This is a genomic window from Gallaecimonas xiamenensis 3-C-1 (assembly GCF_000299915.1).
Lineage (GTDB): Bacteria > Pseudomonadota > Gammaproteobacteria > Enterobacterales > Gallaecimonadaceae > Gallaecimonas > Gallaecimonas xiamenensis.
Window position 1 is genome coordinate 1 of the sequence record NZ_AMRI01000010.1, and the last position, 21,280, is coordinate 21,280.

General features: G+C 56.0%; 19 protein-coding genes. 8 read left to right on the plus strand and 11 right to left on the minus strand.

Annotated features, from left to right (window positions below; genetic code table 11):
* The 3 genes from B3C1_RS08250 to B3C1_RS08260 form a co-directional block, all read left to right on the plus strand.
* On the plus strand, nt 1-1,859 hold a 1,859-nt coding region (locus B3C1_RS08250), incomplete at its 5' end, for a di-heme oxidoreductase family protein (protein WP_008484149.1).
* A 434-nt stretch (nt 1,860-2,293) separates the two neighbouring features.
* A complete protein-coding gene (locus B3C1_RS08255) occupies nt 2,294-2,719 on the plus strand; it encodes a tetratricopeptide repeat protein (protein ID WP_035481542.1) in 426 nt (141 codons plus the stop codon).
* Between the two features lie 95 nt (nt 2,720-2,814).
* Complete coding sequence (locus B3C1_RS08260; protein WP_008484153.1) at nt 2,815-3,213, plus strand: immunity 22 family protein; 399 nt, start codon at nt 2,815-2,817, stop codon at nt 3,211-3,213.
* 239 nt (nt 3,214-3,452) lie between these two features.
* Here the strand turns inward: B3C1_RS08260 and B3C1_RS08265 are convergent, their stop codons facing one another.
* Complete coding sequence (locus tag B3C1_RS08265; RefSeq protein ID WP_008484154.1) at nt 3,453-3,791, minus strand: hypothetical protein; 339 nt, start codon at nt 3,789-3,791, stop codon at nt 3,453-3,455.
* Nucleotides 3,792-3,910: 119 nt separating this feature from the next.
* On the opposite strand from B3C1_RS08265, the gene B3C1_RS19780 reads away from it, so the two are divergent.
* Nucleotides 3,911-4,354 carry a hypothetical protein gene (locus B3C1_RS19780; RefSeq protein WP_192813359.1) on the plus strand — a complete coding sequence of 148 codons (444 nt, stop codon included), beginning with the start codon at nt 3,911-3,913 and terminating at the stop codon, nt 4,352-4,354.
* Between the two features lie 293 nt (nt 4,355-4,647).
* On the opposite strand, the gene B3C1_RS08270 is transcribed toward B3C1_RS19780, so the two are convergent.
* From B3C1_RS08270 to B3C1_RS08280, 5 genes are all read right to left on the minus strand, one after another.
* Nucleotides 4,648-5,586 (minus strand): ImmA/IrrE family metallo-endopeptidase, encoded by a 939-nt coding sequence (locus B3C1_RS08270; RefSeq protein ID WP_083858286.1) that lies wholly within the window; start codon nt 5,584-5,586, stop codon nt 4,648-4,650.
* A complete protein-coding gene (locus tag B3C1_RS08275; RefSeq protein WP_008484156.1) occupies nt 5,583-5,894 on the minus strand; it encodes a hypothetical protein in 312 nt (103 codons plus the stop codon). The genes B3C1_RS08270 and B3C1_RS08275 overlap by 4 nt, the downstream gene beginning before the upstream one ends.
* Nucleotides 5,895-5,903: 9 nt before the next feature.
* The gene (locus tag B3C1_RS20850; protein ID WP_008484157.1) at nt 5,904-6,143 is read right to left on the minus strand and encodes a colicin E3/pyocin S6 family cytotoxin; all 240 of its coding nucleotides are present in this window, start codon (nt 6,141-6,143) and stop codon (nt 5,904-5,906) included.
* Between the two features lie 88 nt (nt 6,144-6,231).
* A complete protein-coding gene (locus tag B3C1_RS20150; RefSeq protein WP_156804505.1) occupies nt 6,232-6,621 on the minus strand; it encodes a hypothetical protein in 390 nt (129 codons plus the stop codon).
* A gap of 619 nt (nt 6,622-7,240) precedes the next feature.
* Nucleotides 7,241-8,674, minus strand: coding sequence for a DUF3612 domain-containing protein (locus B3C1_RS08280; protein WP_035481544.1), 1,434 nt, complete (start codon nt 8,672-8,674; stop codon nt 7,241-7,243).
* Between the two features lie 235 nt (nt 8,675-8,909).
* On the opposite strand from B3C1_RS08280, the gene B3C1_RS08285 reads away from it, so the two are divergent.
* The gene (locus B3C1_RS08285; RefSeq protein WP_008484160.1) at nt 8,910-9,482 is read left to right on the plus strand and encodes an aldolase/citrate lyase/malate synthase family protein; all 573 of its coding nucleotides are present in this window, start codon (nt 8,910-8,912) and stop codon (nt 9,480-9,482) included.
* Nucleotides 9,483-9,926: 444 nt separating this feature from the next.
* Nucleotides 9,927-10,646 carry a hypothetical protein gene (locus B3C1_RS08290; RefSeq protein ID WP_156804506.1) on the plus strand — a complete coding sequence of 240 codons (720 nt, stop codon included), beginning with the start codon at nt 9,927-9,929 and terminating at the stop codon, nt 10,644-10,646.
* Nucleotides 10,647-10,679: 33 nt separating this feature from the next.
* On the opposite strand, the gene B3C1_RS08295 is transcribed toward B3C1_RS08290, so the two are convergent.
* Nucleotides 10,680-11,861: an MFS transporter gene (locus B3C1_RS08295; protein WP_008484164.1), complete on the minus strand. Its 1,182-nt coding sequence runs from the start codon at nt 11,859-11,861 to the stop codon at nt 10,680-10,682.
* Nucleotides 11,862-12,027: 166 nt separating this feature from the next.
* Between B3C1_RS08295 and B3C1_RS08300 the strand changes: the two genes are divergently transcribed.
* Nucleotides 12,028-13,473 carry a lipase family alpha/beta hydrolase gene (locus tag B3C1_RS08300; RefSeq protein ID WP_008484165.1) on the plus strand — a complete coding sequence of 482 codons (1,446 nt, stop codon included), beginning with the start codon at nt 12,028-12,030 and terminating at the stop codon, nt 13,471-13,473.
* On the opposite strand, the gene B3C1_RS19350 is transcribed toward B3C1_RS08300, so the two are convergent.
* Together B3C1_RS19350 and B3C1_RS08310 are read right to left on the minus strand one after the other, a co-directional pair.
* Complete coding sequence (locus B3C1_RS19350) at nt 13,464-15,359, minus strand: methyl-accepting chemotaxis protein (RefSeq protein WP_008484166.1); 1,896 nt, start codon at nt 15,357-15,359, stop codon at nt 13,464-13,466. The genes B3C1_RS08300 and B3C1_RS19350 overlap by 10 nt on opposite strands.
* Nucleotides 15,360-15,471: 112 nt before the next feature.
* Nucleotides 15,472-15,972, minus strand: a complete 501-nt coding sequence (locus B3C1_RS08310; RefSeq protein WP_008484167.1) for a MarR family winged helix-turn-helix transcriptional regulator — start codon at nt 15,970-15,972, stop codon at nt 15,472-15,474.
* Nucleotides 15,973-16,053: 81 nt separating this feature from the next.
* Here B3C1_RS08310 and B3C1_RS08315 point away from each other — a divergent pair, with 81 nt between their 5' ends.
* Entirely contained in the window at nt 16,054-16,371 is a 318-nt protein-coding gene (locus B3C1_RS08315) for a DMT family transporter (protein WP_008484168.1), read from the plus strand.
* 28 nt (nt 16,372-16,399) lie between these two features.
* Here B3C1_RS08315 and B3C1_RS08320 read toward each other — a convergent pair whose 3' ends face one another.
* Both B3C1_RS08320 and B3C1_RS08325 read right to left on the minus strand, forming a co-directional pair.
* The gene (locus B3C1_RS08320; RefSeq protein WP_008484169.1) at nt 16,400-18,268 is read right to left on the minus strand and encodes a sensor domain-containing protein; all 1,869 of its coding nucleotides are present in this window, start codon (nt 18,266-18,268) and stop codon (nt 16,400-16,402) included.
* Nucleotides 18,269-18,430: 162 nt separating this feature from the next.
* On the minus strand, nt 18,431-21,280 hold the full coding sequence (locus B3C1_RS08325; RefSeq protein ID WP_008484170.1) for a valine--tRNA ligase: 2,850 nt from the start codon (nt 21,278-21,280) through the stop codon (nt 18,431-18,433).

The window sequence follows — 21,280 nt, forward strand, 5'->3', positions numbered from 1 at the left end:
AAGGCGGCGGGCATGTCTTTGTTCGTGGCTTTGATAATCCCTATGTGACCGGTTATGGCTGGATGAGCCCGGGTGATTTGCTGGATGACTCCACCTATTTGACCGATGGTGCCCCCTGCCCGGTAGTGGCTAAACCCGCTAATGGTGTGTTGCTGCGTCCCGACAGTGGCTATGGCGGCGTAATTGGTGCAAACGACGGTTGCAGTGTGTTGTTTGATACCTTTCCGGGCCATCGCGACAATTCACCCGACGCCAACGGCGTCATGGTGCCGAACGGTAAAACCATCGACGCTCGTCCGTTGGAAGTAGGCGATGTGTTGGAGTTTTCCAGCTCGTTTTTTACCACCCGCGAGATCATGGATTCTCTGGGCGACAGCCACGGTTATCGTTACTACACCAATGAGCTGACTTACGTCATGGGTGAAGGTTTGCGGCCTTGGTATGGGGTGCAGCCACGGCTGAAAAACGAGCCACTGCCCAAGGAAACACTGCAAGGCGGCACGGGCTCTATTTCTTACGATTACGCCGATAATGCCGCTTTTATGTTCCAGCAACCGCAAACCACCATTGCCATGGAAAACATGCAACGCTTTGTGGAAGGGCGCCGTTGGATCCATACCAACCTGTGGACTGGCGAGCACAACGAGCCGGATAACGACCGCAACGATGCGGGCATGGCGTTGCAGGGGCCACGCTTCAACCAGTCTTCCTGTTTTGGTTGCCACATCAATAATGGCCGCAGTGCAGCGCCAACGGTGGTTAATCAGCGGCTCGATACCATGGCGGTACGCACCGCCGAATCCACCGTCGATGGCACCTATTGGCCAGACCGCCATTACGGCCTTGCGGTACAGATGAACGCCCGCTCAGTAACCACCGGCGAAGCGCAAAATTGGGGCACCGGGGTTTGGTTGGAAGGGTTTGACGATTCCTCAGCAACCTTGGCCGATGGCACCGTGGTGGCGCTTCGAAAACCCAAGATAGCGTTCGAGGGGCCGGCGCCTGCGGTCTATTCACTGCGTGCGGCGCAGCCGATGATCGGCATGGGGCTGCTCGAAGCCATCCCCGATGCCGAGATTTTATCTCGGGTGCGCACCAGCCCAGACGAAGATGGCGTGAAAGGCACAGCAAACTACGGCTACGACCCAGAAACCGGCGAAGTACATCTCGGCCGCTATGGCTGGAAGGCCGGTAAAGTCAGCTTGCGCCATCAAGTAACCAACGCAGCATTGCTGGATATGTCGGTCACCTCACCGGTCTACCCCAATCGGCTGTGCTTGGCAGGCTCTGCCCACTGTAATGCCAGTGATGGGCTAGATATGGGGCTTTCTGCCGAAGCGGTCGAGCGCATGACCCAGTACTTGCAGCTGCTGGGCGTCCCGGCGCAGCGCAGCCTGGTCAGTGGCTTTCCCAAAGGCGTAACCCCCTTGCCGTATCTGGATGTCGACCCAGATGCGATAGCCAAAGGGGAGAAACTCTTTACCGATATCCGTTGCAGCAGTTGCCATGTGGTGGAGCTGCAAACCGGCAACACGTCAGAATTTGCCGAAGTGCGCAATCAGACGATAAAGCCCTACACCGACATGCTGTTGCACGATATGGGTGACGGGTTGGCCGATGGCTTTCAAGAAGGTTTGGCAACGGGCAGCATGTGGCGCACATCACCGCTGTGGGGCATTGGCTACACCGAATATGTTGCGGCGGGCACACCTGTTGGATATCTGCACGACAGCCGAGCGCGTAACCTGACCGAGGCCATTATGTGGCATGGCGGAGAAGCGCAAACCAGTAAACAGCGTTTTGCAGCGCTCAGTGCGCAAGAGCGCCAGCAGTTGCTGAGCTTCCTCAAGTCGCTGTAAATAGGGTATCAAGGCTCCGGTTGCCTAGGGGTGGCCGGAGCCTTCTTTGCCTAGACGGTAAGTAGTCGGCCCACCGATAAAAGCCGCTTAATCCCCTTACAGCACCACATCCACATACCCTCAGCAGTCGCTGATAATCTCGATCGCATCTAATTTGCGTTTTTTAACAGAAAAACGCTGTGTCAGCGTGAAACCAGCATCGTCCAAAGCGTATTGAAGTGGCAAAGAGGACATTCCTCTGGCCCACTCTTTATGGTTACTCAGAAGATGGGTGTCCTTTATATTATTATATTCAGCTAGATAACTATACACTCGAACGATTGAGTATTAATCGAAGTTAAGGCGCATCACCTAGATTAAGATACTTACCAGAGGCGACAGATATTGAGAAGATTTCATGTCTTTGACATAGATGAAATTGAGTAGAGGGTTAAATGACTGGATTGCCAGATAGATTGTATGCTGATATTACCTTGCTCTGTAAGCAGGGCGATGAATTGATTAAGCTAGATAAGTTAGAAGAGGCAAGGTCGAAGTATGTTTCGGCGCTAAAGTTATTACCTGAAAAAAGAAATAATTGGGAAGCAGCTACGTGGATATATGTTGCTGTTGGTGATATTCATTTTCGTTTGGGTAATTACGATAAATGCTTTAAATGTTTCTATAATGCTGTTCAATGCCCGAAGGGATTAGGAAATCCATTTATACACTTAAGACTCGGCCAAATGTATTTTGAGCAAGGGAAAATGAGTAAGGCAGCTGATGAACTGACAAGAGTATACATGGGAGCTGGCATGGATATCTTCATGGAAGATGACCCGAAGTATTTAAATTTTTTAGAAAAAAACATAGAAATATAGAAGATAAGGGGAAGTGGAAAAATAATAGATACCCATCTAAAGAAATCGAGGTTTTTCGAGGAAATGAGCTTTCACTTATTTGAACAGGCAATGATATGTCGTTAAAAGACTACTCTGATGAAGACGATTACTACACCCAAGAATTCGAAAAGGAAGGAGTAGTATCTATTTGGGTTGGATTAACAGACAATGCCAATGACCCTGAAGAGCTAGATGCATTACAGGATTTGTGTGGTGTTGGATATTATGAACTAGATAATCAAGAAGCTAACTGTTTTGATTTTAATTTAGTGACATTACAGGAGCTGCTTGAAGACATTTCCTACTCTAAGTCCTTCATGATAGATGCATTAGATAGGGCTAGGGAAAAAGGATTGTCAGAAGCACGTTGGGTCATAGTTCAGTATGAATTCGAATATAACCCGAGCAAAGTGAAGAGAGAAGTTTCCGACGATCCAGTATTTTTGGGGTGTTTTAGTTACGTAGCGGAATAGTTTTTATAAAATCTAGTCTGAATACATAGGTTTACGAAAACGGTGATATTTATTAGCCCAGGCTACTTAAGAGCCTGGGTTAACCTATAAGATTCGGAAAATGATGTTGTTATATCGTATTTAGGCCAGTGTTGCTGTGTGCATTTCAAGTTTTGTATGCGTTTATCGCTCCCCTTTGGGGGAGTAAGTGATGCAGTCCATTAAAGCGGGTGAGGTCCAATAACTAATTTAGCTGCTTTTTATGTGAGTACACCGCCAGCATCTACGAGTCGAATAATTTCTGGAAACCTTTCTTCCTGGCACTGTATTTTTGAGAGAAACTCGCGTGCACTTTTCCAGCTATATTCTTTAACTACCCCCCCACCATCTACACCGCCCTTATACATTTTTGGCTCGTAGTACTCTGTGCTATCAATTTCTTTAACCTGGACAAAAAACTCGTACCAGTCGCCGTCATCCGCTTTGAACGATAAGGAATAAGATCCTCCATCCCTGCAAATTTCTACGCCGTAGATTTCTGTTATTTTGAATTTCATAGGTTCACATAAAAATAAAAGAAAAAAGTAAAAAAAGGACATGTATTTCCACAACCGCTCACAAACCGCTTTTCATCGACAGTTGCAAAATACGGGACATCCATATACGTCCTTTAAGAAAAAAGACACCCATCCCATCATGTTTTAAGTCGCAAGTCATTTTGGATGAAGCCGGTTTACTGGCTTGCATGGCCTATGTCGACCTCAATCTCCTTCGCGCCAAGATAGTGGATACCCCTGAAGCCTCAGCAGATGTGCCATTGTCAGCAAGGCTTAATACTGAAGACGACAGCAAGCCAGCGTTACTGCCTTTTGTTACCCAGTTTAAAGACAGCCCCAAGGGTATTCCTTTTGCGCTGGCCGATTACTTGGCGCTGGTGGATTGGACTGGTCGGGCACAACGAGCAGACAAGCGCGGCTTTATCACCCCAGAAACCCCTGCCATTTTGGAACGCTTAGGTCTTGATGCCGACAGCTTCCTTATCGCCCTTGGCCAACATCAACTTTCCCGAGGCTCTGTGATTGGGCACAAACAGGCCCAAAGTGCCTACGCCAAAGCCCATCATCGACGACACGTGGTCGGCCCACCGATAAAAGCCGCTTAACTTTCCCCGCACCACCACACTCACAGACCTTCGGCACCCGCTGATAATCCCGCTCGCCTTGGATTTGCGTTTTTAACGACAAAACGCGGTATCAGTGTTTAAAAAATACCCTTTAAGGCTGATTAATACTGCACAGGCAATGCATTGAAAAAATTGGACTTTGGTTACTCAGAAGATGGATGTCCTTTATTTCTATTTTTACGGTTACTCAAAAGATGGGTGTCCTTTATATTTTTATATTTCTCCTTTATATTTTTCTTGTTATTAAAAGCTGGTCGCTGTGCAGCCGATTGTTAAATTTTATTTCTTATATTCAGCTCTCTCACTCTCTTGATCACATACTGTGAAAACAAAGGGTGCGCTGCTATCTTTTCAAATTTTTTCACTCCATCATATGACTGTATTATCCTAGAGCATATTTCAGTTTCGCTTTTTCCTTTATTGGAATTATATCTCGATGCCATAGTAGCGTTTACGCTTTGCAACAAGCTTTCGCTAGCCGTCTCACTTAATATCTGATTAAGGATATCTCTCCAAGGCCTATCATCGGTTTCTTTCACATCCAAGTTATCAAAAACCCAGGCTTTGTAGTCACGATCTCCCAAGCTAAACTCTTCTTCGGTTTTGTATGTTGAGAAGATTTTTTCAGCGAACGGATTTTTACCAATTAAATTAGCACCGTTGGGAGCGCTTTTCGTTCTATAAACTTTTTCTACTTGACCAAATATGTCTACATGCGCACATACAATCGGAATATCCAACACGTTGAAAATTTTAATTAAAACGGCGTCTCGAGAAACGCCAGTATCTACTAGCACTCTATTGATGAAACCTTCAATGGAATTGAAATCCTCTTTTATCTCCAAAAGCCATAACTGAGGGATCAAAAGCTCAGAGGCAAACTGATTGGCTTCCGACTCCATTTCTCTATATTCAAGATCAGCCAAAATGCTATCGATATGAGACACGACTGTTCCGGTATGCCACGGAATAATGATATGGCCGAGCTCATGTGCAAGTGTAAATTTCTGCCGAGTAACAGGCAGTTGTGTATTTATCAAAATACTAGGCTTGGTCTCCCCACCAATCCCTACAGTTATTCCATCCGCATTAATAGGAAACGAATGGTATTCAATTTGCCCATATTCACTTACCAAGCTTTCCAAGTCATATGGCGGTCGTAGCCTGTGTCTTGACAGTACGCGTGCGGCCATTTTTTCAACTGGATTCACTTGAGCTTCCCAATGAGTTTCAGCCAAGATTCCATTTTTCTTGCTTCTTCAGCCGTTTCAGCACGTGCAGCTAAAGCCAACCTTTCTTGATTCATCTCTTGATCAAAAGTTGTCCCTCTCTTTCTTGCTGAAAGGATGAAAGGAAGTATTGAGGGCTTAGTTGCCCACGCAGAATACTCTTCCCACGTCATTCCCAGGTAGTCATGTAACTCCAAAGGAGTTTCTTCATCTTCATGCCAACGCTCTACAAAATCATCAATCTCATCTTCTAGGACGTCACCATCGAGACACAAATCGACAAAACTCATCTTCATCTCCTAGTTTTGCTTACTAATCCTGCGGCCTTTTACGGCGGGCTTCAAAATAACACCGGTCTGAGGACACGCTGCGCCTAAGTGACGACCATTCTTATTAAACACTTCTAACTCACCATGGAGTGAGTCCCAGGTATAGTAAATTTTCTCTGCATCATCCTTGTATACCTTCCTTCCACCTTCGATACCTACGACACTGCAGCTATCAAGAATGGAGGGTTTTGGAATTGGTAACCCACCCACATTTTCACTCCATACATTTTGAATTTAACACCGCGAGAAGGGGCAATTGTGAAGCGAAGCGTAACAATTGTCCCGCTTGCTTGCTTTGTTATGGCTTTTCACTTAATACAACCTTGCTGGGGCGACTATTCCAGATTTTGCTTTGGCTTTGCAAGAAAACAAGTTGCCCGTATTCGTCCATAGTGGATTCTCTTCCAGTTGCCTGTAGCCATTTTTCGTAGAACCCTTCAAAATCCTCTGTAGAAAACTCTGGTATTTTATATTGCGAAATGTCGATTACGCTTGCGAAATCATCACTTCGTGGAAGCGGTTCTTCCGTGACATTATTGATACCTATAAGACTAAACAATATTTTTAGCTCAACTAGCCCAGACAAATATACTTCGAAAAACCCTTCACATACTTCATCCAAACTAGAAATTGAATTCAAAACATTTCTGTCTGTTGTGCTTGGAGAAGCAAATAAAAAATGCTGCACCCTAGTTTCCTTTGTAGCCATAACAATAGTTATGAATCCGGCTCGTTTTCACTCATCAGATCATTTGGGATAGTGATTTTAACTAATTGATTTACCTAGTGATTTATACGACGCCATCAATCACCCTGCGTGAAAACGCGCCGGCTTCTTTTGCTGATCGGACCGGCTTCATATCTTGAAGTCGGACCACCAAAAAAATCCAATTTAATCAGTTGCGTAGCTAGTGCCTGCCGGGATAAACGAGCCTGGCATTCGTAATAAAGGTGCCTAATTTCCACAGTGCGCCTGGATATACTGTGTGCCCATCCAGAAACCTGAACGGAACGACTTATCCAACAAGGGGCTGGGCACCCTGTGCAGCACCAGCGGTAAACGACGGGAAGTGAAGTTCCCGAAGGGCGCTTAACGCCAGGGTGCCTTCTTTTGGTTCTTTTCTTGGCCAAGCAAGAAAACCCGTTCGTCGGTGCCGTGATCGGCAAACAATAAACCGTGTTGGCAAGGCACGCTACCGCCCTTGGATTCACGGGCTCCATCCTCCCTGCTAGCCCTACGCTGTCCCGTTCCTTGGGCATGCCCATAAACTGAACTCCAGCCTAACTCACTGACACCAATAGGTAAATCACCCTGCATAGCAGCTGGGCTTTCTGGGGCAGACCGCGCCTCGGGAGCAGATAAGGCGGGCTTCGGTGTCTATGCCTCTTTCTATCCAGTTGATATTCAAAATCTTGGCGACGGTGCGCAGCTCTTTTTTGATGGGGTTGGGAATGGCGGTGCTGCCGCCGTTTTTCACGCAGGAGGCTTTGAGTTCTTGGGCGATGGCGTCTGCTGCAAAGCCTTGGGCGGCGAGGGCGGGTAGCAGGTCGATACCGGCGCACAGCACCCGGTTGTTGCCGGCCGGGTCGATAACGTTCACCGATTCACAGCAGTAAATGCGGGGCTGGTCGCCGACGTTGAGAATGGAGATCTGCGCCGAGCTTTGGCTGCTGGCCTGGGCTTCACTGAGCCGGCGAAATACCGCCCAATGCTGGCAAGGGTCGTTGACCTTACGCATGTTGCCCCAGGGCAGAGGGATGCCGTTGCCCCGGTACACCGCTTTGAGTTTGCCTGGTCCGTAAGCGTCGAAGTAGTGCCAGTGCGGGTAGGGGGAGACCACCGTCATCCGCCGCATCGCCACCGACGGCGACACCCCGGCCTTGGTGTGTACGTCTATCTCGTAGCCGTTGCGGTCCAACAGTTGCCGAAAGGGCACCTTGGGGCACAACAGGGCGCCGGCGAAGAAGCTGGACTCGAAATCCCGCCAGGCTTGCAGTATGTCCTGGGCGTTGAGATCGGAGGTGGGTTGGCTGTCGGGGGTTTCTTCCCAGGGCTGGGTATTGCCGATGGCTAGCACGCTTTGCAAAGTGTCGGTGCTGTGCAGCACCTTGTGGCCGATATACACCGCCAAGTCGTACTTGAGGCGGGTGGGGTATTGGCGCAGCACTTCGTTGAGGTAGAGGGTGCCGGGGGGCTCGAAGAAGGAGGTCACCAACTGCTTGGCGCTGTTGCCCAGCTCATCCACCACCTCTTTTGGGGGCCTTTTTACCCAGCGGATGCTCAGGCCCTGGGCCTTGGCCATGGCCAGCAAGTCGTCCACCGCTAGGTTAAGGCGTTTTTGGCCTATGTCTTCGGCGGCACGTTCCAGGTTGGGGAAGTGGTTTTGCAGGTTTTCCTGGTGGGCGCGGATCAGCAAGTGAGCGAACTGGCGGCCGGTGATACCGGTTTGCGACAGCATCTCGGGAATGGCGATTTGCAAAATCTCGTTGGAGAACAAAAAGCCCGGCTCCAGGGCCATACCGCTGATGCCGCCACGGCTGCCTTTGTCGGGGGTCAGCTCGCTGCTTTGCTCGGGTTCGTTGTCCAAAAACCACTTGGCATCTTTTTGAAAAACCTCGGCAATCACCTCCAGCATTTCCACGCTTGGCACCCGTTTACCCCGTTCAATCATCGACAGGTAAGACACCGACGGCGCGTATTCAGGGTTGATTCGGATACAGCGCGATGACAGGTCTTCCATGGTTAACCTGTTGCTTTTACGCAGGTTTCTAACCTTGGTGCCGAGGAAGTGGGATTGCCTTACCAGACTTTTTGACACTGCCATTTTGTAAAATTCACACTGTGAAATTTTTGTTGTCAAATTATAGTCAGGATTTGGCTAGGCTACAAAACAAGCCGCTCAAAAGCCCTGGCGGCAGAAAAATCAGGTGGGCAACTGCCCAGTAACGAGGACACTTTCAACGAGGTAACCACAAATGAACATGCCCGCATTGAACAGAACAGACCTGCACGACCAGCACAAACCCGTTATCGCCGAGGCCATCTTTGCGGTGGAAGCGGTGAGCGCCGGCGAGCAAAGCGAGAAGCAGCTCAAAGCCAAAGCGGTGCTGGACAACCTGTTCCCCCTCGATGCCGGCTCCCACCAGGACGTAACCTGCTACGTCATCGATTACCACCACCTGCTGGCCTACTTCAAAGACGGCAGCCATTACGGCCTGAAAGACGCCAGCCAGTTCGTGGCCTTTACCGGCGAGAAGGAAGACCCCTGCGCCATCTTGCTGCGCGATGGCAGCGGTTGCCACCTGGAGTTGTCTTTGGGGTGCCGCAAGGGCAGCGGCGCCGTGGAACTGGTGGAGATTGAAGATATCCAACTGGAAAGCTGTACCACCTTCAGCCAGGGCCCGGCCCTGCCCCCCAGCATGGCCGCCATGCGCCACTGGATAAGCCTGATCAAGGGCGACGGCAAGCCCCAGGCGATGATGGAAGACAAAGAATTTACCGCCAAATGCGGCGCCGAATACTACCTGGATTACAGCTTCACCCTGTAAGGGCGCAGTTGTGAAAAAGCCTCCCACCGGGAGGCTTTTTTGTGGCCGCTAGGCCGGTAGCGTCAGCTTACTGCCGTTGAATTTCAGGCGGTTAAGCAGCGCCCTGGCGGCATTGGCCCCTTCTTCGCCGAAAATAAAGAACGCCCATCTTCTGAGTAACCATGAAGCTTGAATTCGAGGTGTGTCCACACAGCCGGTATCAACCAGGGGAGCGATGCCAACGAGGCTGCGGCCAGCAAGTGGCGCAGCTGGTGCTGAGCTGATAATACCGGTGTAGCCCCGCCGCCCCGGCGTTGTTAATGCATTTTATTGGGCACTTCGCCATGCTTGGCGCCTTGGCCTTTTCTCCTCATCGTCCGGTTCAAGCTGGCTGGCTACCAGGTCGCTTTTTCGTCAGTAAGGGGCGCTAACCCCTGAGGCCAAAGGACAGGAGAGGGGCTGAGGATGAGAAGGGGATTGCTGTTACTGCCAGCTATGTTGTTGACCGCTTGCCAGGGCATCAGCACGGCCGAGTCGGGAAGGGCCGACCAGTTGGCACGCCAGACGGTGGTTTACCAGGCGGCCACCCAAGGGGACCAGCGCAACTATTGTGATGCCAGGACAACCCCGGCAGCGACGGCGCACTGCAACAGCGCCTTGTCACCTTACACGGACAAGCTGCTGAACTGGAAACTGGCCCGGCTTGAGGCCGGGCGCAGTGAGCGTTTGGAACGGCTTTGCCGGCACAAGGTCCAGCAACCCGACGGCCGGGTCAGCAATAAGCGGCTTTATCTGTGTATTGTCGACACCCAGGCCCTGCTCAGCCAGACCCGCCATTTCCCCCAAGGGGAGAAGACCTTCAAGGCCTATATCCGGGACGCCTACATGGTGGAAGAGGGGGCTTTGCTGTACTGCCGCCGCCACCAGTTGGCCGATAAGGGAGCCCAGCAGGCCTGTTTGAAAGAGGCGCGCAAGGCAAGCCTGCAATACTTTGCCCTCAAGTACGCCAGCCCCTTGGCGGCGGCGGACTTCCAGGCCCGCTGCGAACAGCAGCCCCTTGGTAGATTCAGCAGCAATGGCGACGAACTGGCGGGGGTTTTCTTTGACTACAGTCGCCTTTACCAATGCGGCCGGGCCTTAGAGCGCAATAGCCAAGGTGGCCAGGCAGGCGCTGCCTTGCACTGAAAAAAGGCCATCCTCGGATGGCCTTTTTGTTGGCTAGTCCTTGGCGGGCTTGTCCAGGGCAAAGGCCAGCAGCATCACCAGCAGGCCCCCTGCGGCCAACAGGGCACCTACCCAGCCGGTGGCGGTCCAGCCAAGGCCGGCAGAGATGGCCAGGCCGCCCAGCCAGGCACCGTTGGCATTGGCGATATTAAAAGCCGAGTGGTTGAGGGCGGCGGACAGGGTTTGGGCCTTTTTGCCCACGTCCATCAAGCGGGTTTGCATGGCCGGCACCACCGCCACGCCACAGCCGATAAAGAACACCAGCAGTACCGTACTCCACAGGGCATGGGCGGCAAACACAAAGAGCCCCAGGGCCAAGGCGCTCCAGATAAAGGCCCCCAGTATGGTGCCCTTAAGGGACTTGTCGGCGCATTTGCCCCCCACCAGGCTGCCGGCAATGTTGCCAAGGCCAAATATGGACAACAGCCAGGGCACGCTACCCTGGCTCAGCCCCGTTACCTGGGTCAGGGTCGGGGTAATGTAGCTGTAGACGGCGAACATGCCGCCAAAACCGATGGACGCAGCCAGCAGGGTCAGCCAGATCTGCCCTTCTTTAAAAGCGGTCAATTCGTTGCGCAGGCCGGCATCGGCGGCTACCGGTACTTGCGGCACAAAACGCTGCACCGCCAAGGCGGTGATCAGGGCCAGGGCACCCACTATTACAAAGAGGCTGCGCCAGCCCAGCCATTGCCCTACCCAGGTGGCCAGGGGCACCCCAATGACATTGGCCACGCTCAGCCCCAACATCACCCGCCCCACTGCCGAGGCCCTTTGGTGGTGGGGCACTATGGCTGCGGCTACCAAGGCCGCTACCCCGAAGTAGGCACCATGGGGCAGACCCGAAACAAAGCGGGCCGCCATCAGCGGCAGGTAGCTGTCCATGGTGGCGCTCAGCAGGTTGCCAAGGGCGAACACGGCCATCAGCATCACCAGCAACAGCCGCCGTGGCAGCCGGGCACAGAGCAGGGCAAAGGCCGGGGCGCCTACCACTACACCCAGGGCATAGGCGCTGATGGTATGGCCGGCAGTGGGAATGTCCACCCCTATGCCTTGGGCCAGGTTCGGCAGTATGCCCATGGCGGCAAATTCCCCGGTGCCGATGGCAAGGCCGCCGATGGCGAGGGAAAACTCGCCCAGGCCGGTGCTGGTAACCTGGGTGGACTGGGCTTGGCTCATGGGGCCTCCTGGCAACAAAAGGCGGCACTTTAGCAAAGCAGCCCCTGGCAGCCCAAGGCCAATCAGGCCCAGTGTCGCTGCGGATAAGGCCAGCGGTCAGCCAAGCTGGTGCAGAGGCTAAAAGATAATCTAAAGTAGTGAAATATTTGGGATTTTGAGAAGGCCCATGCGTTGCTATTACCTGTTATTACTGCTGGGGTTGGCGGCCTGTGCCAGTTCGCCCCCTGACCCAGAACTGCAAGCTGAGGCCGAGGCTCTGGGGTGGTTGGCGCCGGGAGCGCCCCTGACAGAGGCCCTGGCCCAGGGCCCGGCTGAGCACCCAGGCCTTTTTAACCGCCTGCTTGCCGCCAGCCTGCCGGCTTGCCTGGCGGGCCAGGATTGCCAGCTGAAGGTGCAATGTCAGGGGCCCTGTCTCGGCTACAACCTGGCGCCCCAGGGCCGGCAACAATCCGGCTGCCTCGGGGCATTGGGCTACAGGTTCAGGCCCAGGGATGCCAGTACCGAGCCCTTTTATCCGGTGGAAGGGGTCTTTGAACCGGTAACCTGGCTACCGGTAGGGGAGGGGGCAGAACGCTATTTCCAAGCCTATTTACCCCTGAGCCAACCCCTGCCCCAAGGCGCTTGTAAGGATTTAGGGCTGGGCTACGAGGCGCTGCTGGGGGCGGCTTACATCGACAATTTCGAGATGGCCGGTTTTTTCGCGGCCGACAAGGAGCAGCACTTTGGCATCTTCCAGATCCAGCCCTTGGACTTGGACAAGGACATAGTGCTGATGATCCACGGCCTCAACTCCAGCCCCCTTATCTGGCGGGAGTTGACCCTGGGCATACTGCACGACCCTGTGCTGCGCGAGCGGGTGCAGGTGTGGCACCTTTATTATGAAACCGGCGGCCCGCCCTTTTACAACGCCGCCCGTATCCGCCGCCAGCTTGAGACCAGGCTGGCACCTTTTCATCAGGCTGGGCGCCAGCCACAGCTGGCCCTGGTAGGGCACAGCATGGGAGGCATTATCGCCAAACTGCTGGCCAGCGACCCAAAAGAGGCGCTGTGGGATACCGCCTTTACCCAATCCTATCCACAAGTGCGCCAGCGCCTGGGCAGCAAGGTGGACGAGGCGCGGCAGATCCTGGCGTTTAGCCCGGTCAGTGGGGTCGACAAGGTGTTCTTTTTGGATACGCCCCACCGGGGGGCGCCGGTATCCCGCTCCTGGCTGGCGCGGCTGGCCGCCTTTTTCGTGACCCTGCCCAAAAAGCTGTTCAGCGCTTTTTCTTTTACCGAGCAGGAGCAGGACCTGGTCAGGCCCGAGATGCGCCCCTACCTGCAACAAGGGCGACCTTCCAGCGTGGAGGTGCTGCGGGCCGACCATCCCTTGCTGGGCCGCCTGGCGGCGTTGCCCCTGGCCAAGGGCATTGCCGGCTGGTCGGTGATCGGCAATCAGGTAGCGGGCTGTGAAGAGGCTAGGGACGGCTGCGCCTTCGACGGTGTCGTGACTTACCAGAGCGCTCACCAGGACGGCCTGCCCGAGTTGGTGGTGCCCAGCGACCATAACGCCTATCGGGCTCCCCAAGCTGTGGCCTTGATATTGGAGGTATTGCGCCGGGATTATCGCTGAAAGCGGCGTACCAGTTGGTCCTGGGCCAACACCAGATCTTCAATTTGGCGGCTTGAATCGGTAAAGGCGGCCACCCCCTGGTGATTGCGCTCGGTGATGTCGGCTATCTGGCTAAGGCTCAGGGCTATGTCTTCGGTGGTGGCCTGCTGCTGAGCGGCGGCGGTGGCGATCTGCTCGCTGTTGCCGCTCACTTCCCGGATCAGGGCCTGAATATCCCCCATGGCCTGGGCCGCCAACTGGCTTTGCTCCAGGCCCTTATCCATTTCCTGGTGGCACTGGGCCATCAGGCTGACGGCGCCCTGGGTGCTGCGCTGCAGGTTGTCTATCATGCCGTGAATGGTCTTGGCCGACTCGGCGGTCTGCTGGGCCAGGCCCCGCACTTCGCTGGCCACCACCGCAAAGCCCCGGCCATGGTCACCGGCCCGGGCCGCTTCGATGGCCGCGTTCAGGGCCAGCAGGTTGGTCTGCTCCGCAACTCCCTGGATCACGTCCAGCACGCCGCCGATACGCTGGGAAAAGCTTTCTACTTCGTCTATGGCCTGGCCGGCGCTGCTGAGCTGGCCCGCCAGTTGCTGGCTCAGGGCCATACCGTCCTTGACCCGGGTCTGGCCCTTGGCGACCGCCTGCTCCATATCCAGTACTCGGCTCAGGGTCAGGGCCGCCGCCTGGGCCACTTCCTGCACGGCCTTTTCCATCTCGGTCATGGCCACTGTCACCTGCTGGGTCTGCTGGCGCTGCTGCTCAAGGGCCTGACGGGTTTCAACGGACTGGTTGCGGTTAAGCTCCGACACCTGGGCCAGTTGCTGGGCGCCCTGGCTGAGTTGACCCAGTAGCTGGCGCAGGTGCTCAAGCAGCTGATTGGTACTGCTGGAGAGCAGGCCAAACTCGTTGTGGCTTTGGAAGTTGACACTGCGGGTCATGTCCCCCTGAACGGCGGCGCCCTGCACCGCCAGCAGCTCGGCCAGGGGCTTTTTGATGGAGCGGTAGATGCTGACCGCCACCCCCAAGGCCAATAGCAGGGACACCCCCAGGGTCAGCAGGGATAGCCAGAAACTTAAAGACAGGGACTGGCGCACCGCCTTGGCCCCTTGGGTGACCCTATCGTGGGCGGTCTGGTCCACCGTGCCCAATACGGCGATGGCGTAATCGATACTGCCACCGCTCTGGTCGGCCAGATCGCGCACGTCCTGGGCCAGGGTCAGGCTGTTTTCCTTGGTATCAAGCAGACGTTTGGCGGGTTCGGCCAAGGCTGGTGATGCGGCTTCAAGTAGCCTGCGGGGACCGGAGAGGGCGAAGCTGTCATCGGCCCCCAGGGCTTGCTGGGCGGCATCGGCCAATTGCGGGTCGCCGCCGGCCTCGGCCAGGGCCTGGTGCCAGTCCTGGCGGGCTCGGGTCAGGTCGTCAAGGCTTTGCAATAGGGCCAACTGCTTTTGCCCCAGCTCTTTGCCAAGGGCGAAGTAGTCTTGGTCCAGGTTATCCAGGGGTTCGATCAGTGACAACAGCTCGGCCGAGCCCAAGGCCAGGGTTTTAAGGCGCCCCAAGGCCTGGTCGAAGTCGCTTTGCAGCTCGTCGAAATTATTGAGGGTGGTAATGGCCAAGTGGCTGTCCTGGCTACCGGGCACCGCCTTGAGCTGGCGATCGGCGTTAAGCAGTATTACCGACAGTTGGCTGGTCTGCAGCACCAAGGGGGTGGCCTTGTCGGTCATGGCGCTGGTCTGGTTTTGGATCTGCCGGCCGGCCAGCAGGGTAACCAGGCTGCCCACCAAGAGGCAGAGCACCAGCATCAAAAAGCCCAACATCACCTTCTGGGTGATGGAGAGCCTTATCGCCAGGCGCCGGCCCAGCAGGGTGAAAGGCTTGAAGAAAACTGCATCTGACTTCGCCATGTACCCGCACACTCCCTCTGAAAGGGCCCCTTGGCGAGGCCCAGTATCGGGGGGCTATTGTCGCTGTCGCCGGCCTTGTGCTTATGACAACGGTGTGACGGTTAGATGACAATTAACCACGACTTTCCAGTTGGTTAAGCCATTGTTGCAGCTGCTCGCTAAGGGCCTGCTGATCCCCTTGCAGCCATTGGGTGGCAAGGTGCTCCTTGGCCAGCAAGGCCTGGTTGCAGGCTTCTACCTGGGCCTGGCCGGCGCCGGTCAGTTGCACCAGCCGTGAGCGGCCGTCTTCCGGGTTTTGGGGGCGGCTGATCAGGGCCTTGTCTTCCAGGCGGGCCAAAATTTTGGTCATGCCCCCTGAACTCACCAGCATCAACCGGTACAGCTCGGTGGGGCTGAGGCAGTAAGGAGCACCCACCGAGCGCAGGGTGGCCAGCACTTCAAACTCGGCCCCTTGCAGGCCAAAGCGGGCGAACACCTGCTGGTCAAGCTGGGCGAAGTATTCTTGCAAGCGGTAGAGGGTTGCCACCAGCAGCCCGGATTGGTCACAGGCCTGGGGCCAATGGGCCTGCCAGTTGTCCTTGAGTTCGCTGAAGGCGGCGCGGCTGCGGGCCATGGAAGACTCCTTGAATTTATCTTTCTTGGAAGATATTATCACGGCGAAATATCTTTCTGGGAAGATAGTTGGAGGTGTTTTATGGGTCCCTGGGGTTTTCTTATTCTTGCCGGTGTTTTTGAAGTGGGCTTTGCCAGCTGCCTGAAGCTGTCGGACGGCTTTTCCAAGCTGTGGCCGACTGTGGCCTTTATCGCCCTGGGAGCGGCCAGTTTTTACTGTCTGACCAAAGCCATGGGGCAGATCCCTGTGGGTACCGCCTATGCCATCTGGACCGGTATCGGTGCCCTTGGCACCGCCATGGTGGGCATCGCTTTTTTCAACGACCCCGCCAGCCTGGCCCGCCTGGGCTTTTTAACACTGCTGGTGGTGTCTTTGGTGGGGCTTAAACTGGTGTCATAAAAAACGGGAGCCTTGGCTCCCGTTTTTATCAGGGCTGGATACCGCCCCTGACCAGATTGAAGTTGTGGTACCAGGTGATGAAGTCTTCCCCGCTCATGGGCTCGGACACCGCAAAGCCCTGCACCTGGTCGCAGCGTTCGTTGCGCAGGAAATTGAGCTGTTCCAGCTCTTCCACCCCCACGGCGCTGGTTCTTATTCCCAGGTCCTTACCCAGGCGGATGATGGCCTTGACCAGGGTTTCGGCGTCCGGGTCCCGGCCCAGCTTGGCAATGAAATGCCGGTCTATCTTGATGGTGTCTATGGGCAGCTTGGTGAGGTTGTTAAGGGCCCCGTTGATGGAGCCAAACTCGTCGATGGACAGCCGTATGCCCAGTTTTTTCAGGTCGTGCAGCTGCTGGGCGTAACGTTGGCCGTCGTTATGGATGGCCGCTTCGTTCAACTCCAGCTCCATGTCGAACTGGTCCGGGCCACCCAGCTCGGCCAGCAGCTCCCGGGTCTTGTCGAACAGCTCGGGGGTGCGCAGCTGCTGGGGGGAGATGTTCACCGTCATGCACAGGTTGTAGATGCCGTAGTCCAGCCAGCGATGCAGCTCCTGGTTCAAAAGATCCAGCACATGGCTGCCCAATTCGGTAATAAGGCCCACGTGCTCGGCGATATAGACGAACTCCTGGGGTACCAGCATGCCGTGCTTGGGGTGCTGCCAGCGCACCAGGCTTTCCACTCCCAGCAGTTTGTTGCCGTAGGCGCTGACAATGGGCTGGAAGCGCAGGAAAAACTCGCCCCGCTCGGCAGCGCCGCGCAGATCCCGGCCCAGCTCTCTGGTCAGGCGCACCATGGCGTCGATGCGCTCATCATAGAAGCGCACTTCGCCACCGTCTTTTTTCAGCTGGTGCAGGGCCAGCTCGGCGTTGTTAAAGAGGGTATCGGCCTTTTCGGCGTCGTCCGGGTAAATGGCCACCCCGGCCCTAAAGCCCAGGGGCACCGGCTTGCCGTCCAGTTCAAAAGGTTTCTCAAAGGCCAGGGCCAGCTTGTGGTGCACCTGGGCCATGGCCTCTGAATTATTGAGGTGTACCGCCATGATAGCGAAGCGGTCCCCTTCCAGGCGGGCCAGCACGTCGGTTTCTCGTAGCGTTTGGCGGACCCGCTGGCTGACGGCCTTGAGCAGGGCGTCCCCCACTTGATGGCCGAAGTCATCGTTGATCTGCTGGAAGTTCTTCAAGTCCAGCAGCATCAGGCCCATCTTCATCTTGATGCGCTTGGCCACATGGGCCTGGTCTTCCAGTTGCTGCAGGAATTCCTCCCTGGACGACAGGCCGGTGAGCTTGTCGCCCCGGTCGCCGCTCAGTTCGGCTTCCATCTGCAACTGGCGGGTCATGTCCCACATTTCGCTGATAAGGGCTATGGCCTGGCCGTCCTGGGTCAACAGGCGTTTTTGCACCCACCAGAGTTTACCGTCGGGGCTGGTCACCCTGCCCGGGGGCAGGCCTGAACCGGCCAGCAGGGCGTCACGGCCCTGGTCCAGGCCCTGGTGCCAATCCTGGCAGAACAGCTGGTCGCAGGGGGTGCCCAGCAGCGGTTGGCTGGTACTCATGAAGTCGGCGAAGCTGCGATTGTAGGCCAGCAGGCTACCGTCGGGACATTGCACGAAAATAGGGTGGGCGAGCAGATCGAGCACCGAACCGTGGGGGTCCACCACAGGTTGCAGGTAGAACAGCAGGCCGCCCTTGTCGTCCAAAGCGCTGACATGGACGCGTATCAGGCCTTTGCCTGGCAAGCCCTGCTGCCAATGATGGGGGAGCGTCTGGCATTGCTCGGGCCAATGGCGGCCCAGGCCGTCCTGGAAAAAGGCTTGGGGGTCGCCTACCAGATCGACTAAAGCCGGGTTGTGACCCAGCAATGTTCCGTCCTTTGTCAGCCATGCCAAAGGGCAGGGCAGATGCTCAAGCAAGGTATCCGTGCTTGCCACGGCAGTCCTCTAAGGTTGTTGTTCTGTCTTTACTTTAGTCACTTATGGGCCGCAAGAAAAAGGCCCAGCCATGATGGCCGGGCCTTAATTTGCTCAGAGGGCTTCAATACTGGCGTATTGGGCCTTGAGTTTGGCCTGGGTTTCTTCCAGCTCGGCCAGCTTCTCGCGCTCCTTGGCGATAACGGCCTCCGGGGCCTTGGCCACGAAGCTTTCGTTACTCAGCTTGCCGGCGACCCGGCCCAGATCCTGGGCCAGCTTCTCCAGCTGCTTGCCAAGGCGGGCCAGTTCGGCGTCCTTGTCGATAAGGCCGGCCATGGGAATACGCACTTCCATGGTGCCGACCAGCTGGGTCACTGTGGGGGGCAGTTCGCCGTCGGCCACTGTGATGGACTCGAGCTTGGCCATGTTGGTCAAGAAGCCCAGGTTCTCTTCCAGGCGTCGCTGGTCGGTGTCGGATACGTTCACCAGCAGCACTTCCAGCAGCTTGCTGGGGGCGATGTCCATCTCGGCGCGGATGTTGCGGATGGCAAAGATGAATTCCTTGATCCACTCCAGATCCGCCATGGCGGTGGCATCCACCTGGGCCCCATCGAACTCAGGGTAGGGCTGGAGCATGATGGAGTCGGCATCGATACCGGCCAGCAGCTTGACCCGCTGCCAGATGGTTTCGGTGATGTAGGGCATCACCGGGTGCATCAGGCGCAGCAGGGCTTCGAGGACGGTGACCAGGGTATGGCGGGTGCCGCGTTGCTGGGCTTCGGTGCCCTTGAACAATACCGGCTTGGTCAACTCCAGGTACCAGTCGCAGAACTGGTTCCAGGTGAACTCGTAGAGGGCGTTGGCGGCCAGGTCGAAGCGGTAGCTGTCCATGGCCTGGCGTACCGATTTAACGGTCTCGGCGAATTGGCCCAGCACCCAGCGGTCGGCCAGGCTCAGCTCCAGCTCGCCGCCGTCAAAGCCGCAGTCCTTGTCTTCGGTGTTCATCAGCACGAAGCGGCTGGCGTTCCACAGCTTGTTGCAGAAGTTGCGGTAGCCTTCGAGGCGGCGCATGTCCCAGTTGATGTCGCGACCTGTGGTGGCCAGGGCCGCCAGGGTAAAGCGCAGGGCGTCGGTGCCGTGGGCCACTATGCCTTCGGGGAACTGCTTCTCGGTACGGCTGGCGATTTTCTCGGCCTGCTGCGGCTGCATCATGTTGCCGGTGCGCTTTTCCAGCAGAGCCGGCAGGCTGATGCCGTCAATCATGTCCAGGGGGTCAAGGACGTTGCCCTTGGACTTGGACATCTTCTGGCCTTCTTCGTCGCGGATAAGGCCGGTGACGTAGACGGTCTTGAAGGGCACCTGCGGCGTGCCGTCATCGTTCTTGATGAAGTGCATGGTCATCATGATCATGCGCGCCACCCAGAAGAAGATGATGTCAAAGCCGGTAACCAGCACGTCGGTGGGGTGGAAGACTTTCAGGTCTTCAACTTTCTCGGGCCAGCCCAGGGTGGAGAAGGTCCACAGGGCCGAGCTGAACCAGGTGTCCAGCACGTCGTTGTCCTGCTTGAGCACCACGTCGCTAGCCAGGTTGTGCTTGGCGCGCACTTCCTCTTCGCTGCGGCCCACATAGACCTTGCCAGCTTCGTCGTACCAGGCGGGGATACGGTGGCCCCACCACAGCTGGCGGCTGATGCACCAGTCTTGGATATCGCGCATCCAGGAGAAGTACATGTTTTCGTACTGCTTGGGCACGAACTGGATACGGCCGTCTTCCACCGCTTCGATGGCGGGCTTGGCCAGGGGGGCCACCCGCACGTACCACTGGTCGGTGAGCATGGGTTCAATGACCACGCCGCCACGGTCGCCGTAAGGCACGGACAGGGTGTGATCGTCGACTTTTTCCAGCAGACCCAGGTCGGTAAAGGCCTGGACCACGGCCTTACGGGCGGCAAAGCGCTCCAGGCCCTGGAATTGGGCCGGCAGGCTGTTGTCCAAGTCGCTGTTGGCGGAGCCGTCGGAATTGACGCACTCGGCCTCGGCCCGGATATGGGCGTCCAGGGTCAGGATGTTGATCATCGGCAGGTTGTGGCGCTTACCGACTTCGTAGTCGTTGAAGTCGTGGGCCGGGGTGATCTTGACGCAGCCGGTACCTTTTTCCATGTCGGCGTGCTCGTCGCCGACGATGGGAATGCGCCGGCCCACCAGGGGCAGCACGATGTATTTGCCGATCAGATCCTTATAACGGGGATCTTCGGGGTTAACGGCCACACCGGTGTCGCCCAGTACGGTCTCGGGGCGGGTGGTGGCCACCACCAGGTAGTCTTTGCCGTCGGCGGTCTTGGCGCCGTCCGCCAGGGGGTAGCGCAGGTGCCACATGTGGCCCTTTTGCTCCTTGTTCTCCACTTCCAAGTCGGAGATGGCGGTGTGCAGTTTCGGGTCCCAGTTGACCAGGCGCTTGCCACGGTAAATCAGGTCGTCTTCATAAAGACGGACAAAGACTTCCAGCACGGCCCCCGACAGGCCTTCGTCCATGGTGAAGCGCTCGCGCTCCCAGTCCACGGAGTTGCCAAGGCGGCGCATCTGGCGGGTGATGGTGCCGCCGGACTCTTCCTTCCACTGCCAAATTTTGTCGATAAAGGCGTCGCGGCCCAGGGCGTGACGGTCAGGCTGGCCTTCGGCGGCCAGTTTACGCTCCACCACCATCTGGGTGGCGATACCGGCGTGGTCTGTGCCCACCTGCCACAGGGCGTTTTTGCCCTGCATGCGCTGGTAGCGGGTCAGGGCGTCCATGATGGTCTGCTGGAACGCATGGCCCATGTGCAGGCTGCCGGTGACGTTGGGAGGCGGGATCATGATGCAGTAGCTGTCGGCATCAAGGTTGCCACTGGGCTTGAAGTAGCCCTTTTCTTCCCAGGCCTGGTAAAGCGCCTCTTCGATGGCGGAAGGATTGTAAGTCTTGTCCAT